The sequence below is a fragment of the Pseudarthrobacter adonitolis genome (assembly GCF_055412845.1).
On record NZ_JBVAYW010000007.1, the window covers coordinates 140,965 to 156,064 of the forward strand.

Here is a 15,100-nt window from a genome sequence, read left to right on the forward strand (position 1 = left end):
CTATTGGCGCTGCCGGTGCTCCGGCGGAGGGGGGCCGTTAAGGTCGTGTCAGACGCCCGCAACCAGTGCGAACAGCACAAATGCCACGGGACAGGCGAAGACGATGGAGTCCAGGCGGTCCATGACGCCCCCATGTCCGGGCAGGATGCTGCTCATATCCTTGATCCCTAGTTCACGCTTAACCATCGACTCGGCCAGGTCTCCTGCGGTGGACGCTGCGACAACGCCCACGGCGAGGATCACACCCACCCACCAGGGTTTGTTCAGCAGGAAAATACTGGCAAGGATTCCGATCAGCATGGCCCCAGCAATGCTGCCAGCGAAGCCTTCCCATGATTTCTTGGGGCTGATCTTCGGGGCCATGGGGTGTTTGCCCAGCGACGCGCCCACGAGGTAGCCGAAGGTGTCGTTCGAGACCACCAGCAGGAGCATAACGGCCACCTGCCAGGCCCCGGGCGGTACGGTCCCGCCCGGCCAGAGACCCATCGGAGTGGCGACTCCGACGGCGTGCAGCGGCAGGGCAGCGAAGCTGATGAAGAACGGCACCCACCCCAGGGTGAACACGCCGGCAAAGATGCTGTTCGCTGATCCTGCGGGGTTCTCCACCGAACGCCAGAGGAAAACTGCCACGCAACTCAGGAGCATGGCGAACAGAAGACTCTCAAGACCGCCAAAATAAGCGGCAAACGGCATCGCGACTGTACCCACCATGATCGGGACGATGGGCATCCTGGTCCCGTTCGCCTCCAGGGCGCGGAAGATTTCCCAGACTCCAAAGACCGCGAACCCGGTGGTAACAGCGACGAATCCGAGCGGGAGGAGGACCAGCCCGCCCAGCACGCCGATCAGCATGGCCAGACCCACCACAATGGCTGCCGGAAGATTCCGGCCGGCCTTGGGCGTCGGATTGCTCCGCAACTGCTTCCCCCTGGTGCGCGCCCTTGGTGCGGGGGCTTGCTCTGCCTGGCTCATCAGACTTCGAGCAGCTCAGTTTCCTTGCGCTTGAGCAGCTCGTCGATGCCGTCCACATGCGATTTGGTCAGGGCATCCAGTTCCTTTTCGGCGCGGCTGCCTTCGTCCTCGCCGGCTTCGCCGTCCTTGACGAGCTTGTCCAGCGTTTCCTTGGCCTTCCGCCGGATGTTGCGGATGGAGATCTTCGCGTCCTCGCCCTTAGTCTTGACGATCTTGACGTATTCCTTGCGGCGTTCCTGGGTCAGGTCCGGAATGGTGATCCTGATGACGTTGCCGTCATTTGAAGGGTTGGCGCCCACCTCGGAGTCGCTCAGGGCCCGCTCGATGTCCCGCAGTGCGGTTTTGTCGAACGGCGTGATGAGGATGGTGCGCGCGTCCGGAATGGCGAAGGAAGCGAGCTGCTGCAGCGGGGTGGGCGAACCGTAGTAGTCCACCAGGACCTTGTTGTAAAGGCCCGGGTTTGCCCGTCCGGTGCGGATCGAGGCGAAGTCTTCCTTGGCTACCTCTACTGCCTTGTCCATCTTCTCTTCGGCTTCGAGCAAGGTTTCTTCGATCACGGTCTCTCCTCAGAAATCAGTGCAGTCCGGATACCGGCTCCCTGCACAATCTTGGTTCAGTGTTCCTGGTTCCATTCCTGCCCGGCCGCGGGCATGGAACGGTGCTCAGATCATCCTAGCTGCAGCTACGGGGTCACCAGGGTACCGAGCTTTTCGCCCAGGATGGCGCGCGTGACGTTCCCTTCGCCTTCCATCCCGAAAACCACCATGGACAGGTTGTTGTCCTTGCACATTGTCATGGCGGTCTGGTCCATGACCCTGATGTCGCGGCGCAGGGCGTCGTCGTAGCTCAGGGTGTCCAGCTTCTCGGCAGTGGGGTCCTTCTTCGGATCCGCGGTGTAGACGGCGTCCACGCCGCTCTTGGCCATCAGGACGACGTCCGCGTGGACTTCCAGGGCGCGCTGGGCGGCCACGGTGTCCGTGGAGAAGTAAGGCAGGCCGGCACCGGCGCCGAAGATGACCACGCGGCCCTTTTCCATGTGGCGGATGGCCCGGCGGGGAATGTACGCCTCGGCGACCTGGCCCATGGTGATGGCGCTCTGCACGCGGGTTTCCACGCCGGCCTGCTCCAGGAAGTCCTGCAGCGCCAGGCAGTTCATGACGGTTCCGAGCATGCCCATGTAGTCGGCGCGCGAGCGGTCCATGCCGCTCTGGGACAGTTCGGCGCCGCGGAAGAAGTTGCCTCCGCCGACGACGATTGCGACCTCGACGTCCGGAACTGCGGCGGCGATCTGCTTGGCGACGTCTCGAACGGTGTCGGGATCAACGCCCAGCTTGCCGCCGCCGAAGACCTCGCCGGACAACTTCAGGAGGACGCGGCGCCTGCTTTTCTCTGGCTGGCTTGAAGAATTGACGGCTTCCATGGGTGCCTTCCCGTTGGTGAACTCTGAAAAAGGTTATCGTGCCGGGTGGCCAAAGGTCTCATCGGACGTTTAGCCGGTGCATGCAAAAGGGGCGGCCACCGAAGTGGCCACCCCCTTGCGGATTCGGCTAGGAGCCGACGCGGAAACGTGCGAAGGACGTGCCCTTGACGCCAGCCTCTTCGAGGACCTGCGCCACAGACTTCTTGGCGTCCTTGGCAAAAGCCTGGTCAACCAGAACCTCACCCTTGTAGAAGCCCGTTACGCGGCCTTCCACAATCTTGGTCATTGCAGCCTCGGGCTTGCCTTCAGCCTTGGCGGTCTCTTCGGCGATGCGACGCTCGGACTCGACCAGGTCGGACGGAACGTCTTCACGGGTCAGGTAGTTCGGGGACATCGCTGCGATGTGCACTGCAATGTCGTGTGCGGCGGTGGCAGCGGCTTCGCCTTCACCGTCAACAGCGAACAGGACGCCGACCTGGGCCGGGAGATCCTTTGACGTCTTGTGCAGGTAGGCGTCGACAGTGCCGCCCACAATGCGGGAGAGCTTGCGGACAACAACCTTTTCGCCGAGGATTGCGCCCTCTTCGACGACAACCTCGGACAGCGGCTTGCCGTCAACCTCGATGGCCAGGAGGGTGTCGAGGTCGGCAGCGCCGGACTCCACAGCCACGGCCAGGACCTTGTCGGCCAGCTGGATGAACTTGTCAGCCTTGGCGACGAAGTCGGTCTCGCAGTTGACCTCGATCATGACGCCGACGCCGTTGCTGACCTTGGCGGCCACCAGGCCTTCAGCGGTGGAGCGGCCTTCGCGCTTGGTAGCGCCCTTGAGGCCCTTGATGCGGATGATCTCGATGGCCTTTTCGGCGTCACCGTTGGCTTCGTCAAGAGCCTTCTTGACATCCATCATGCCGGCGCCGGTGCGCTCGCGCAGAGCCTTGATATCGGCGGCAGTGTAGTTCGCCATGGGAACCCCTCTGTCTAGAAAATGTATGTGGTGTACGGACCGACAGGACAGCGGCTCACCGGGTGAGCCGCCATCCTGTCAGGTGCTCCGGCGCTGCGGGCAGCGCCGGAGAATCCGGATTTGTTTGTTTTACTTGTCAGCGTCAGCGGCGGGAGCTTCGGCAGCAGCCGGAGCTTCCTCGGCAACCGGAGCAGCTTCTTCGGCTGCCGGAGCGGCAGCTTCTTCAGCAGCCGGAGCAGCTTCAGCGGCAGGGGCTTCTTCAGTCTTGCTGCCTTCGAGGAGTTCGCGCTCCCACTCAGCCAGCGGCTCTTCCGGAGCTTCCGTGGTGCCCGTGGCGCGGTTGTGGCGGGCGATGAGGCCCTCAGCAACTGCGTCGGCGACAACGCGGGTCAGCAGGTTCACGGAGCGGATGGCGTCGTCGTTGCCCGGGATCGGGAAGTCGACTTCGTCAGGATCGCAGTTGGTGTCCAGGATGGCCACCACCGGGATGTTCAGCTTCTTGGCTTCGTCAACGGCCAGGTGTTCCTTCTTGGTGTCCACGATCCAGAGCACGGAAGGCGCCTTGGTCAGGTTGCGGATACCGCCGAGGTTGGTTTCCAGCTTGGTGAGTTCACGGCGAAGGAGCAGCAGTTCCTTCTTGGTGTACGCGGAACCGGCGACGTCGTCGAAGTCGATCTCTTCCAGTTCCTTCATGCGCTGGATGCGCTTGGAAACGGTCTGGAAGTTGGTCAGCATACCGCCGAGCCAGCGCTGGTTCACGTAAGGCTGTCCAACGCGGGTAGCCTGCTCAGCGATGGATTCCTGAGCCTGCTTCTTGGTGCCGACGAAGAGTACGGTGCCGCCGTGTGCAACGGTGGCCTTTACGAACTCGTAGGCGCGGTCGATGTAGGACAGCGACTGCTGAAGGTCAATGATGTAGATGCCGTTGCGCTCCGTGAAGATGAATCGCTTCATCTTCGGGTTCCAACGGCGGGTCTGGTGTCCAAAGTGGACGCCGCTGTCAAGCAGCTGGCGCATAGTTACGACGGGCATGCCGGCGCTCCTTCCGGCAGGTCATTCATGAGAGAACCTTTTCAGGCTCTCTTACCCTGCCAATAGTTGACGGTTATTTAGCGTGGCCCAAGACGGGCCGTGCTCCTGGCATCCATTGCGACTCTCATCAGGACCGCGAGGCCCTGACCGCAAGAGACACAATCCTCCTCATACAAAGCCGGGGCTTCAGAATTGGAGGGCTGGATACGCGTAGTCAGCTGCTGCTCCCCCGCATTCCTGAATGAGGCGTGCTGACGCAAGCGTTGAGGGCACAGCAAACTGCTCCATCAAGTGTACTACAGGAGCCAATATCCGCAGGACAAACCCGGGGCCTTCGGCGGGCGTTTTCCACATGGCCAAAGTGGGCACTCCCCATGAGGAATCCGGCGCGTAAAGCTGGGTTTATGAAAGCAATACTTGTCCTCGCCGCCGTGCTTCTGCTCCCGGGGGCGGCGGCTCCGGCGGACACAGCGCCGCGCGCCTCCTGGGAGTGGCCGCTCTCCCCCAGTCCGGCGGTGCTGCGCGCCTTCGACCCGCCGGACAAGCCGTGGATGAGCGGGCACCGCGGCGTGGACCTTGAAGCGACGCACGACGGCGTCACGGTCACCTCACCGGAGTCCGGCACCGTCAGTTTTGTGGGAGTGGTGGTGGACCGCCCCGTGGTCACCATCGATCACGGGGGCGGTCTCCGCAGCAGTTTTGAGCCGGTCGAAAGCCCACTCACGGCCGGAACCGTGGTGGCGAAGGGCGAAACGATCGGAACGCTGCAACCCGGGCACTGCGGCGCCATTGCGTGCGTCCATTGGGGCGTCAGGCGGGGGGACGCCTACGTCAATCCGCTGGAATTCGTCACGGACCTCCGTCCATCCATCCTGTTGCCCCTGAGGCTGGACGATGGCCGACCGCTGAAGGTTGACGCTGACCACTGACGGCTGACGAGTGCCGCCTAAGGCCGACGCCACTAGACGATGGCAGAGATCCCGGTGATGGCGCGGCCGGTCACGAGGGTGTTGATCTCGTGGGTTCCCTCATACGAGTAGATGGCTTCGGCGTCTGCAAAGATCTTGGCCATCTCGAAGTCCGTCACGATGCCGTTGCCGCCGAGGAGGCTGCGGCCGATCGCCACGCTCTCGCGCATCCGGGCGGTGGTGAATGCCTTGGCCAGGGCGGACTGTTCGTCCTTGGCCTGGCCGGCATCCTCGAGCTGGGAAAGCCGGACCATCATGCCCATCGAGCTGACGGCATTCCCCAGGATCTGCACCAGCTGGCTTTGGACGAGCTGGAACGACGCCAGCGGACGGCCGAACTGGTGGCGTTCCACGGCGTAGCGGCGGGCCACGTCAAACGCTGCCAGCTGCTGGCCGACTGCCTGCCAGCCGACGGACAGCCGCGTAACTTTCAAGACCTTGTTGGTGTCGCGGAAGCTGTTGGCGCCCGCCAGCTTGAAGAAGTCCGGAACCACCACGTTCTCCAGGACGATGTCTGCGTTCTGGACGGTCCGGAGGGAGATCTTGTTTTCAATCTTGGTGGCGCTGAAGCCGGGCAGGGCCGTATCCACGAGGAAGCCCTTGACCTGGTTGTCGGCGAGGTCCCGGGCGTAGATGACCACCCAATCCGAGAATGTGGCGTTGCCGATCCAGCGCTTGGCGCCGTTGAGGATCCAGGTATCGCCGTCGCGCCGTGCCGTGGTGCGCGTGCCGCCGGCGACGTCCGAACCGCCCAATGGTTCGGTTAGCCCGAAAGCGCCGATCTTCTTCAGAGAATAGATATCCGGGAGCCAGGCTTCCTGCTGCTCCTGCGAGGCAAGCGCCTCGATGGAGCCGGTGAAGAGTCCGTCGTGGACGCCCAGGAATGTGGATATGGAGGTATCGGCGCGCGTGGCCTCGGCATGGACCAGGCCGGCAAAAAGGTTCGAGTAGCCCTGGCGCCGCACGGGGCTCACCAGGTCGATTTCGGCCAGCTTGGGAATGAGCTCCATGGGGAACTCGCCGCGGTTCCAGCAATCGACGGCAATCGGCCGGACTTCGCGGGCAAGGAAACCCCGGATCTCGGCCAGCCGGTCCTGCTCCTTGCCGGTGAGAAGCTGCTCGAAGGCGAAGAAGTCGCCGTCGGCGTACGGAAGGTTGTTGATGTCAACAGAGGCTTTGGACATTGGTTCCCTCGCAAAGATCAGCAGCGCGGACGGGCCAGCCATGGCAGAACAGGCCGGGACTCAGCGGCAGCGGTAAGTTACTGGTCAGTAACTTACCGTAGATTGCGGGAAAACGAAAGAAACCGCGGCCGACGATCTTTCGTCAGCCGCGGTTTCACGGTGGTCTATTGCTTGGGTAGGGCTACTCGGACTTGAACCGAGGACCTTAGGATTATGAGTCCCGCGCTCTAACCAGCTGAGCTATAGCCCCCTGCCCCTGCCGGCGTGGTCCGCGGAGGACTTCGGCTTCAACAGGGCAAAAACACTCTAGCAAACAGTGGCGGGCATCAAGACCACGCAGTCAGGACGCCACGCCCGGGCCAGGCTGGAGCGTGCCACTGTGATACCGCCGTCAGACCGCTTTGTCGTCGTAGCTTGCACCCCGGTAGAGGTCCTCGAAGGTCTGCAGCGTGCCCTCGATGCTGTGCGGCTCCACCATCCGCCGGCTGGCCTGGCACATTGCTGCCCGTTCCTCGGCTGGCAACTGGAGGATCCGCGTGATCTTGGCTGCGAGGTCATCGCTGTCGTTGGGCGTGAACAAGTAGCCGTTCTCGCCGTCGCGCACCAGGTGCGGCAGGGCCATGGCATCCGCCAACAGGACGGGCGTGGAGGCAGACATGGCTTCAAGAGTCACCAGGGACTGAAGCTCAGCGGTCCCCGGCATGCAGAACAGGTCCGCCTTGATGTAGGCCTCCCGGAGGTCTTCGTCGCTGGCCAGTCCCAGGAATTTCACCCGCTCCCCCAGTCCGAGCCGTTCCGCCTGCGCTTCAAGAGCGGAGCGGACTTCGCCGCCGCCCACAATTTCCAGGTGGACGTTGAGTTCCGCAGGCGTCTTGGACACAGCATTTATCAGCACATCCACGTGCTTTTCCTCGGCCAGGCGCCCCACGAACACCACTGTTGGATGGGCGTGCGGCTCAATCACTTCGCCGGGCTCCAGTTCATAGGCGGCGGCGTCAATGCCGTTGGAGAGCGGCAGTACCTTGCGCAGGAAGGCGTGCTGGTGCATGGCCTTGGCGGCCAGGGGTGTGGGCGTGGTGACGACGTCAGCCTGGCCCATGACCTTGCCCATGTCCTTCCAGGAGATCTTGCCGATGATGTCCTTGAACCACTGCGGGAACGGCAGGAACGGGTTCAGGTTTTCCGGCATGAAGTGGTTGGTGGCCACAATCCTGATGCCCCGCTTCACAGCTTCGTACAGGACGTGCTCGCCAATCATGTAATGGCTCTGGATGTGCACCACGTCAGGCTTCACCCGGTCGAAGAGGAGGCTGATCTCCTTCTTGATCTCCCAGGGGAAGCAGATGCGGAAGTATTCGTGGGTGAAGACCCCGTGGGATCGGAGCCGGTGCACGGTGGCCTCGGAGCGGAACTCGGTGAAGCTCGCGCCGTTGTCTGCACGGCAGGCCAGCACATGCACGTGGTGGCCGCGTCCGGTCATACCGTTGGCTAGACGGTAGCTGAACTGGGCGGCCCCATTGATGTGGGGCGGATACGTATCCGCGGCAATCAGGATGGTCAGGGGAGGCTGGTCAGAGGGCGTTGTCACGTGAGGAGCTCCTGAAGGTCACGGTACGGGCAGCTGTCGCTGGCAGCACCGGTTGGCCGCCGGCACGGTAGCCCGGGGCCTCTTAGAATCGGCTGGCAATGAAAGTGCGCTAGTTGGGTAAACAAGCTAGTGGGACGCCCTGCCCGCCGCCTTCCGCGCATCTTTCCTGCGCTTGGTGACCTCGGGATGGTGCCTGGAAAGGGCGATCACCCCCACGATAGCAAGCGAAGCAGCCGTAGCCATGGCAATCGCCATCACGGCGTGGACGTCAGGGCGCAGCTCGCCCAGGATCACGATGCCGATGGCAATGCCCACGATCGGGTCGATGACCGTCAGCCCGGCGATGACCAGGTCCGGCGGGCCGCCCGAGTAGGCGCTCTGTACAAACCAGGAACCCAGGCCGCCGGCCGCCGCGATGGCCACCACCGAATACCACTGGACATTGAGCAGTGCCAGCCCGTTCGGATCCAGCAGGTGCTTGCCGATGATGCGTGTCAATACCGCGACAAAGCCGAACAGAACGCCGGCGCCAAGGATGTAGACAAACGCGCTCATCCGGTGCCGGAACATGACCGCCAGGGTACCGAACACGCCGACCGCCAATACCAGCAGCAGCACAATGGTGAGTTCGTCCTCCTGGCTCACATGGTGGTTCTCCTGCGTCACGTTGACGGCGAGGAGGACAAAGAGTGCGGAGCCGGTCACGCAGGCCGCGATGGACACCATGGTGGCCCGGTTGATGGTGATGTCCTGGTCACGGGCGTTCACCACGGTGGTAATGACCAGCGCAATGGCGCCGATCGGCTGCACCACTGTCAGCGGCGCGGAGACCAGTGCCACCGCGTTCATTCCCATCCCGACGCACAGCAGAAGAAGTCCCAGCACCCACCGCGGGTTGCGGAGCAGGCGGAGGAAGCCGTTTGAACTCAGCGCCAGCCCACCGGTGTCGGCTTTGACGGCACTCCCCTGCCTCTGCGCTCCCAAGGCAAGGAAGAATGCCCCGAGCACCGCCAGCAGAACCGCCACCCACACCATCAGGCGCTGCCGCCGTCGTGATGGGACTGTTGACGGCCCTTCCGCAGAATGGCCCAGAAATAGTTGTACGCGGCAATCCAGTGACCGGCGAGCCCAAGTCCCAGCACGATCCATGCCGCGATGTACAGCGGCCCGGCAAACGGGGTGTCCAGTCGCGACAGGACCAGCAGGGGTGTGCCCAGAAGCAGGAGTCCGGTGCGGACTTTGCCCACACGGCTCACCGGCAGGTCCGGATGGCCTCGGAAGTAGGAGAGGGTCAGCACCAGGAGCACAGCGTCAGGCACCAGGAGTGCGGCCAGGTACAGCCAATGGACGACGCCGGCAATCACCAGGGTGATTGCCACCGCGATCAGGGCCAGCCGGTCAGCCAGCGGATCCATGACCCGGCCCAGCTTGGACGCCTGGTCGAAGCGGCGGGCCACGTAGCCATCGATCCAGTCGGTTCCCGCCATGACCACCAGAACCACAACGGCGATCCCATACTCCTTCTGGGCCAGGACTAGCCAGACAAAAAGCGGCACGCCCATAAAGCGCAGCACTGTCAGGGCGTTGGGGATGGTGAACACGCGGTCGTGGTCAGTCTGGGGGCGGCCGGGTCGCGCGCCAGCGCCGATGAACCTCAATCCGTCCCCCCCTTTCCTTAGAGCCCAGTGTGACGTGTTGTGTTGCTAGGGCTTCCGCAGCAGCCTGCGCAGGAGCACCACGAAGATCGTTGCTGAGGCTGCCAGGGCGGCAAGCGGCTTCCAGCGGAGGCCGGCGCCGTCCGTGGATCCGGAGAAGGAAGCGAACTTTTGGGTGGCCGCGGCCGCGCCGTGTTCAACGGCGGCTTTGCCCTCCCCTAGTTTTTCCTTGGCAGCGCCCAGCAGGAACATGGCCTGCGGCTTGATGTCGAGCTCTGTATCGAGTTCGTCGCGGACCTGGGCCAGATGGCGACGGCGCTGTTCCAGACGGCGGTGAAGCTCAGGCTCGGACGCGCGCGGGAATTCCTGCTTGTGCGCCGCGGCTTTGGCTTCCTTCTCGGCCTTGGCCTTCGCGGCAGCTTCGTCCTTGGCCGTCTTGGCGGCCTTGGCCTCCGGGCTGGCCGGATCGAGCAGCGCGGAGTTGAAGTCAGAGCCTTCCTTGGCGACGCCGAGATCGTGTTTGATCCCGCGGATGGTCTCTGCAGGCAGCAGGGGCATGGCCTGCTTGAATTTGCGGAGGCCGATCAGGGCACCGATGAGGGCGATGACCAGGAACAGGGCGCAGACGAGCAGCGCGGCCAGCCACGCCGGCATGATGGTGGCCAGGCCCATAATGGCGGCCACGATCAGGCCAACCACCAGGAATGCCACAAAAACAAGCGCAACGGCGAAGAAGGCGGCGGCGACGCCTACCTGGATGCCCTTGCGCTTGAGCTCGATCTTCGCGAAGGCGATTTCGTCGCTGAGTTGGCGAGGGGCCAGGCGAAAAAGTAGTTTCAGCGTCCTGGGCAGCGCGGTGATCCGCAGTCCCTGGCTGGTGCGCCCGGTGTGACGTCCGCTCATCGGTTCCCGCCTAACTTGTTGCGTAGTCTGCTGCCTGGTCGATTTGGCTTCCGTGTGCTGTGGGAGCCCGCGGCAGCACGGTCCCGCCCCCCAAAACTATCATTCAGGTTCAGGGCAAACTTCCGGGTTGGCCGCACGGCGCGCCTGGAACCCCCGGAAAGATGGAACTTCCGGGCCTAGGATTGATCTCCGTGACCATTCACTCGAATCCGGGCGATTCGCTGACCCGCCGCCGGAAACTGTTGTACATCCTCCTCCTCGGTGCCCTCACGGCGTTGGGTCCCTTCACGATCGACCTGTACCTGCCTGCCTTCCCGGCGCTGGAAGCGAGCCTGGGGGTCACCGAAGCCCAGGTCCAGCTGACCCTGGCCGGCACCACCGTGGGCTTTGCGCTCGGCCAGCTGGTGGTGGGCCCGTTCAGCGACAAGTTCGGCCGGCGGCTCCCGCTGATCCTGGCCACCGCCCTGCACATCGCCTCCTCCGTGGGAGCAGCCCTGTCCACCGACATCTCCACGCTGGGCCTCTTCCGCGTCCTCATGGGTGTGGGGGCTGCAGGCGGCGGCGTGGTGGCCATGGCAATGGTGCGGGACTTGTTCTCCGGCTATGCCATGGTCCGGATGTTCTCGCGCATGGCCCTGGTGAACGGACTGGCGCCGATCCTGGCCCCGGTGATCGGATCGCAGCTGCTCCTAGTGATGCCCTGGCCGGGTATCTTCGTGTTCCTGGCCGGCTACGGCACCCTGGTCATCATCGCGGCCCTCTTCCTGGTCCGCGAAACTTTGCCACCGGAGAAGCGTGGCCTGACCGGCATGACCGCCGGCCAGCGCTACAAGGTTCTCTTCACGGACCGGATCTTCGTGGGCCTGCTGGTGGTGGGCGGCATGAACTTCGCCGGCCTCTTCACCTACCTGTCCGCGTCGCCGTTCCTGTTCCAGGACATCTTCGGGTTCTCGCCGCAGGAATACGGCCTGCTGTTCGGCATCAATTCCCTGGGCATTGTGGCCGGCGTCCAGATCAGCTCCAGGCTCATCCGCACTGTCCCGCCGCAGTGGATCCTTGCCTGTTCCACAGCCTGGATGTTCCTTATGGCCCTGCTGATCGTGGTCTTGGACCAGGCTGGACTGGGGCTCTGGGGCGTGATGGTTCCGCTGTGGTTCTACATCATGGGCGCAGGCTTTACGTTTCCCTGCGTGCAGGTGCTTGCTTTGAGCAGCCACGGCGCACAGGCCGGGACGGCCGCGTCCCTCCTGGGTGCCGCGACCTTCCTGATGGCCGGCCTGGTTTCACCGGTGGTGGGGTGGCTGGGCATCACCAGCTCCACCCCCATGGGCGCCGTGCAGGCCGCGTGCATACTGCTGGCGATAGCGGGCCTCTGGCTGGTCGTCAGGCCGCGTACCGTGCCGTCGATCCACTGAATGCAATCGATCCATTGATGAAACGCATGAAGCGCAAGCCGCACCGCAACCCCCGGGGACTGTTCCTCGGGGCGGTGCTGGGCGCCGTCGCCGGTTACTTTCTTGGGCGCGTGTTCGGCAGTGGCGCCATTGGCATCATCCTCGGTGCGCTGGCAGGCGCTGCCCTGCTGTACCGGGTCAACCCGGGCCCCTGGAACCGCCCCTAGCTGCAGGGACCTGGCGCCAATTCCCGGCCTAGCTGAGGAGGGAGCCCACCCCTGCCGCCCGGGAGCATTCCCACGATAAAATAAACCCGTGCCCAGCTGGCAGTTCTCCGCGCCGCTTCCGGCCACATGGCAACGTTGCGACTCAGTCATATTGCCCATGTGGTGGGACCGTCTGTGTGCCCAAACCGGCCAGCAGTCCGCGGCCCTCTATGCTGCCGGACTCTTCACGGACGACCGACGGCGGCCCATCGCGCAGTGGTTCAACGCCGCCTTCAACGCCGCCCTCCTGGTGGCCCCGGAGACCTCGCCTGAGTGGCCCGTGCAGCGTTTCGGCATCTTCTACGCACCGCCGGGCTCCGGCTTCGCGCGGGTGCACTCAGCACCCCATGAGTGGCATCCGCGCGAGCCCCGCAAGTACCCCACTGAGCAGGACGCCTTCCACGCGGCCATTGCCGAAGCTGAGCGCTTCCTGCAGGTGGAAATGGACTTTGTCTGAAAGCAAAAGATCCCCGCCCTCACAGAGAGGACGGGGATCTTTTGTTGTTTGCTCCTCCTGCTGGACTTGAACCAGCAACCCTTCGATTAACAGTCGAATGCTCTGCCAATTGAGCTAAGGAGGAATGAAGCAGGTATGACCTTAGCAAAGGTTTCCCGGGAATGGGAAATCGGCAGCAGCGCAGCCCCAAATACCCTCCCCGGGTATAAAAAAATCCCCGTTCCGGAGACCCGGAACGGGGATTGTGCGCTCCTCCTGCTGGACTTGAACCAGCAACCCTTCGATTAACAGTCGAATGCTCTGCCAATTGAGCTAAGGAGGAATGAAGCGGCTACCAGCCTAGCAAAATCCCCGCAGGGAGTGAAATCGGCGCGTTTCAGGCGTCCGAGCGCAGCGCCCGGCGTTCCATTTCGAGCATCATCAGTTCCCGGTTGAGCCGCTGGAACGCCTCAGGATCCGCTGCCGGATCCAGCCGCTGCAGCTGGCCCATCTTGTCCGCCTTCACCCGCGTGATCTGGAGCTCGAACAGCCGCGACAGAATGTCCTTGCAGTACTTTTGGACGGCTTCGGCGGTGCTCGCGGGCAGCGGTACCACGGCAAGTTCGGACACCAGCGGACGCAGAGGTTCCGGGACTTCGTGCATCACCTGCTCCACCCAGCGCAGGGGCTCGCCGATCAGTCCGGGACCTGAGGCGCGCATGGCGTCGTGGACAGCCTGGAACGCCGGGGTGACGAAGCGTGCGGCCGCGAAGCGCTCCCAGATGCCGCCGCCCAGGAGGGCGGACTCCTGCAGCGCCACCTCCAGCGCCTGCCGCTCCATGGAGGCCACGGGGTCCCGGGGGTCGGGCCGCTGGTAGGAAGGAACAGCGCCCGACGTCGGCCCGGCAGCCACGCCGGGTCCGCCCGCCTGCGGCGTGAACACCGACGTGTGGGCACCGCCCGTGGCAGTCAGCCGTCCCTGGTCACCCCGCTTTACCGCGGCGCTGACCATGCGCAGGACTTCATTCGGGTCCGGCATGCCCAACCAGCCCGTGAGTGCTTGGCAGTAGCCCATTCGCGTGGAAGCGTCGCGAATGGCGGCCACTACTGGCACCGAGGCCTTCAGGCCCTGCACACGCCCTTCCACGGTGTCCAGATTGAACTGCTTCAGTGTGGTGCGGATGGCAAATTCGAACAAGGGCCGCCGTGACTGCACTAGGGCGTGCACGGCGGCGTCGCCCCTGCTTTGCCGCAGGTCGCAGGGGTCGGCGCCGGTAGGCTCCACGGCAACATAGGTCTGGGCGGTAAAGCGCTGGTCTTCCTCGAAGGCACGCAGTGCCGCCTTCTGCCCGGCGGCATCACCGTCAAAGGTGAAGATGACCTCTCCCCCGGTGCCGTCGTCGGACAGCAAGCGGCGGGCGATCTTAATGTGCTCGGTGCCGAACGCCGTGCCACAGGTGGCCACCGCCGTCGGGATTCCCGCGAGGTGGCAGGCCATCACGTCCGTGTATCCCTCCACCACCACGAGCTGGCGGTCTTTGGCGATACTGCGCTTGGCGAGGTCGATCCCGTAAAGCACCTGGGACTTCTTGTACAGCGTGGTTTCGGGCGTGTTGAGGTATTTGGGGCCCTGGTCGTCCTCATACAGCTTGCGAGCGCCGAAGCCGATGGTGTCGCCGGCGATGTCGCGGATGGGCCAGATGAGCCTGCCACGGAACCGGTCGTAGATGCCCCGGTTGCCTTCGGAGAACATCCCGGTCAGCTTGAGCTCCTGGTCCGTGAAGCCACGGCCGCGGAGGTGCTTCAGGAGCGCGTCCCAGCCCTGCGGCGCGTAGCCCACCCCGAACTGCTCCGAGGCGGCGCGGTCAAAGCCGCGGCCGAACAGGAAGTTCCGGCCTTCGGCGGCGCCGGGCGTCAGCAGTTGGGCGCGGAAGAACTCATCGGCGATTTTGTGGGCGTCCAGGAGGCGCTGGCGCTTGCCCACTTCCTCACGGCTGGGGCCGGTGCCGCCGTCTTCGTAGCGCAGTTCGTACCCGATGCGGGCGGCCAGCTTTTCCACTGCCTCATGGAATGAGGTGTGGTCCTGTTTCTGCACGAAGGCGATAACGTCCCCGTCTTCGCCGCACCCGAAGCAGTGGTACCTGCCCACCTGGGGGCGCACGGTGAACGACGGTGACCGCTCGTCGTGGAAGGGGCACAAGCCCTTGTAGGTTCCCAGCCCGGCACCCTTGAGCGTGACGTAGCCGTCAACCACTTCCTTGATGTCCGTGCGCTGGCGTACTTCGTCTATGTCTTCACGTTTGATCAGGCCAGCCACA

General features: G+C 63.9%; 15 protein-coding genes and 3 tRNA genes. 4 read left to right on the plus strand and 14 right to left on the minus strand.

The features are described 5' to 3' along the window. Positions 1–48: 48 nt before the first annotated feature. The 5 genes from ACZYZ4_RS10180 to rpsB all read right to left on the minus strand — a co-directional run bounded on the left by ACZYZ4_RS10180 (position 49) and on the right by rpsB (position 4,388). The gene (locus ACZYZ4_RS10180; RefSeq protein ID WP_463860493.1) at positions 49–972 is read right to left on the minus strand and encodes a phosphatidate cytidylyltransferase; all 924 of its coding nucleotides are present in this window, start codon (positions 970–972) and stop codon (positions 49–51) included. Then, complete coding sequence (frr, locus tag ACZYZ4_RS10185) at positions 972–1,529, minus strand: ribosome recycling factor (RefSeq protein ID WP_160669523.1); 558 nt, start codon at positions 1,527–1,529, stop codon at positions 972–974. Before frr ends, ACZYZ4_RS10180 begins: the two co-directional genes overlap by 1 nt. 125 nt (positions 1,530–1,654) lie before the next feature. Beyond that, positions 1,655–2,392, minus strand: coding sequence for a UMP kinase (gene pyrH, locus ACZYZ4_RS10190; RefSeq protein WP_193340142.1), 738 nt, complete (start codon positions 2,390–2,392; stop codon positions 1,655–1,657). Positions 2,393–2,519: 127 nt separating this feature from the next. Further along, positions 2,520–3,356 (minus strand): translation elongation factor Ts, encoded by an 837-nt coding sequence (gene tsf, locus ACZYZ4_RS10195; protein ID WP_185263065.1) that lies wholly within the window; start codon positions 3,354–3,356, stop codon positions 2,520–2,522. Positions 3,357–3,485: 129 nt separating this feature from the next. Continuing rightward, complete coding sequence (gene rpsB / locus ACZYZ4_RS10200) at positions 3,486–4,388, minus strand: 30S ribosomal protein S2 (protein ID WP_056348267.1); 903 nt, start codon at positions 4,386–4,388, stop codon at positions 3,486–3,488. Between the two features lie 404 nt (positions 4,389–4,792). Between rpsB and ACZYZ4_RS10205 the strand changes: the two genes are divergently transcribed. After that, positions 4,793–5,317: a M23 family metallopeptidase gene (locus ACZYZ4_RS10205; RefSeq protein ID WP_463860496.1), complete on the plus strand. Its 525-nt coding sequence runs from the start codon at positions 4,793–4,795 to the stop codon at positions 5,315–5,317. A 32-nt stretch (positions 5,318–5,349) separates the two neighbouring features. Here ACZYZ4_RS10205 and ACZYZ4_RS10210 read toward each other — a convergent pair whose 3' ends face one another. The 6 genes from ACZYZ4_RS10210 to ACZYZ4_RS10235 all read right to left on the minus strand — a co-directional run bounded on the left by ACZYZ4_RS10210 (position 5,350) and on the right by ACZYZ4_RS10235 (position 10,686). Continuing rightward, a complete protein-coding gene (locus tag ACZYZ4_RS10210) occupies positions 5,350–6,540 on the minus strand; it encodes an acyl-CoA dehydrogenase family protein (RefSeq protein WP_463860498.1) in 1,191 nt (396 codons plus the stop codon). Positions 6,541–6,716: 176 nt separating this feature from the next. Next, positions 6,717–6,790: transfer RNA gene (locus tag ACZYZ4_RS10215), tRNA-Ile, on the minus strand. 141 nt (positions 6,791–6,931) lie between these two features. After that, positions 6,932–8,128 carry a glycosyltransferase gene (locus tag ACZYZ4_RS10220; RefSeq protein WP_463860500.1) on the minus strand — a complete coding sequence of 399 codons (1,197 nt, stop codon included), beginning with the start codon at positions 8,126–8,128 and terminating at the stop codon, positions 6,932–6,934. A 126-nt stretch (positions 8,129–8,254) separates the two neighbouring features. Beyond that, positions 8,255–9,163 (minus strand): DMT family transporter, encoded by a 909-nt coding sequence (locus ACZYZ4_RS10225; protein WP_463860502.1) that lies wholly within the window; start codon positions 9,161–9,163, stop codon positions 8,255–8,257. Next, entirely contained in the window at positions 9,163–9,786 is a 624-nt protein-coding gene (locus ACZYZ4_RS10230; RefSeq protein WP_463860504.1) for a CDP-alcohol phosphatidyltransferase family protein, read from the minus strand. The genes ACZYZ4_RS10225 and ACZYZ4_RS10230 overlap by 1 nt, the downstream gene beginning before the upstream one ends. A gap of 45 nt (positions 9,787–9,831) precedes the next feature. After that, positions 9,832–10,686, minus strand: a complete 855-nt coding sequence (locus ACZYZ4_RS10235) for a phage holin family protein (RefSeq protein WP_463860506.1) — start codon at positions 10,684–10,686, stop codon at positions 9,832–9,834. Between the two features lie 161 nt (positions 10,687–10,847). Between ACZYZ4_RS10235 and ACZYZ4_RS10240 the strand changes: the two genes are divergently transcribed. The 3 genes from ACZYZ4_RS10240 (at position 10,848) to ACZYZ4_RS10250 (ending at position 12,803) form a co-directional block, all read left to right on the plus strand. Then, entirely contained in the window at positions 10,848–12,101 is a 1,254-nt protein-coding gene (locus tag ACZYZ4_RS10240; protein ID WP_463860508.1) for a multidrug effflux MFS transporter, read from the plus strand. Between the two features lie 26 nt (positions 12,102–12,127). Beyond that, positions 12,128–12,307: a hypothetical protein gene (locus tag ACZYZ4_RS10245; RefSeq protein WP_099093422.1), complete on the plus strand. Its 180-nt coding sequence runs from the start codon at positions 12,128–12,130 to the stop codon at positions 12,305–12,307. A gap of 88 nt (positions 12,308–12,395) precedes the next feature. Beyond that, positions 12,396–12,803 (plus strand): hypothetical protein, encoded by a 408-nt coding sequence (locus tag ACZYZ4_RS10250; RefSeq protein WP_463860510.1) that lies wholly within the window; start codon positions 12,396–12,398, stop codon positions 12,801–12,803. Between the two features lie 51 nt (positions 12,804–12,854). Here ACZYZ4_RS10250 and ACZYZ4_RS10255 read toward each other — a convergent pair. The 3 genes from ACZYZ4_RS10255 to dnaG all read right to left on the minus strand — a co-directional run bounded on the left by ACZYZ4_RS10255 (position 12,855) and on the right by dnaG (position 15,099). Then, positions 12,855–12,927 (minus strand) — tRNA-Asn (locus tag ACZYZ4_RS10255). 125 nt (positions 12,928–13,052) lie between these two features. Beyond that, a tRNA-Asn gene (locus ACZYZ4_RS10260) sits at positions 13,053–13,125 on the minus strand. 54 nt (positions 13,126–13,179) lie between these two features. Then, the gene (gene dnaG / locus ACZYZ4_RS10265; protein ID WP_463860512.1) at positions 13,180–15,099 is read right to left on the minus strand and encodes a DNA primase; all 1,920 of its coding nucleotides are present in this window, start codon (positions 15,097–15,099) and stop codon (positions 13,180–13,182) included. Position 15,100 lies beyond the last annotated feature (1 nt).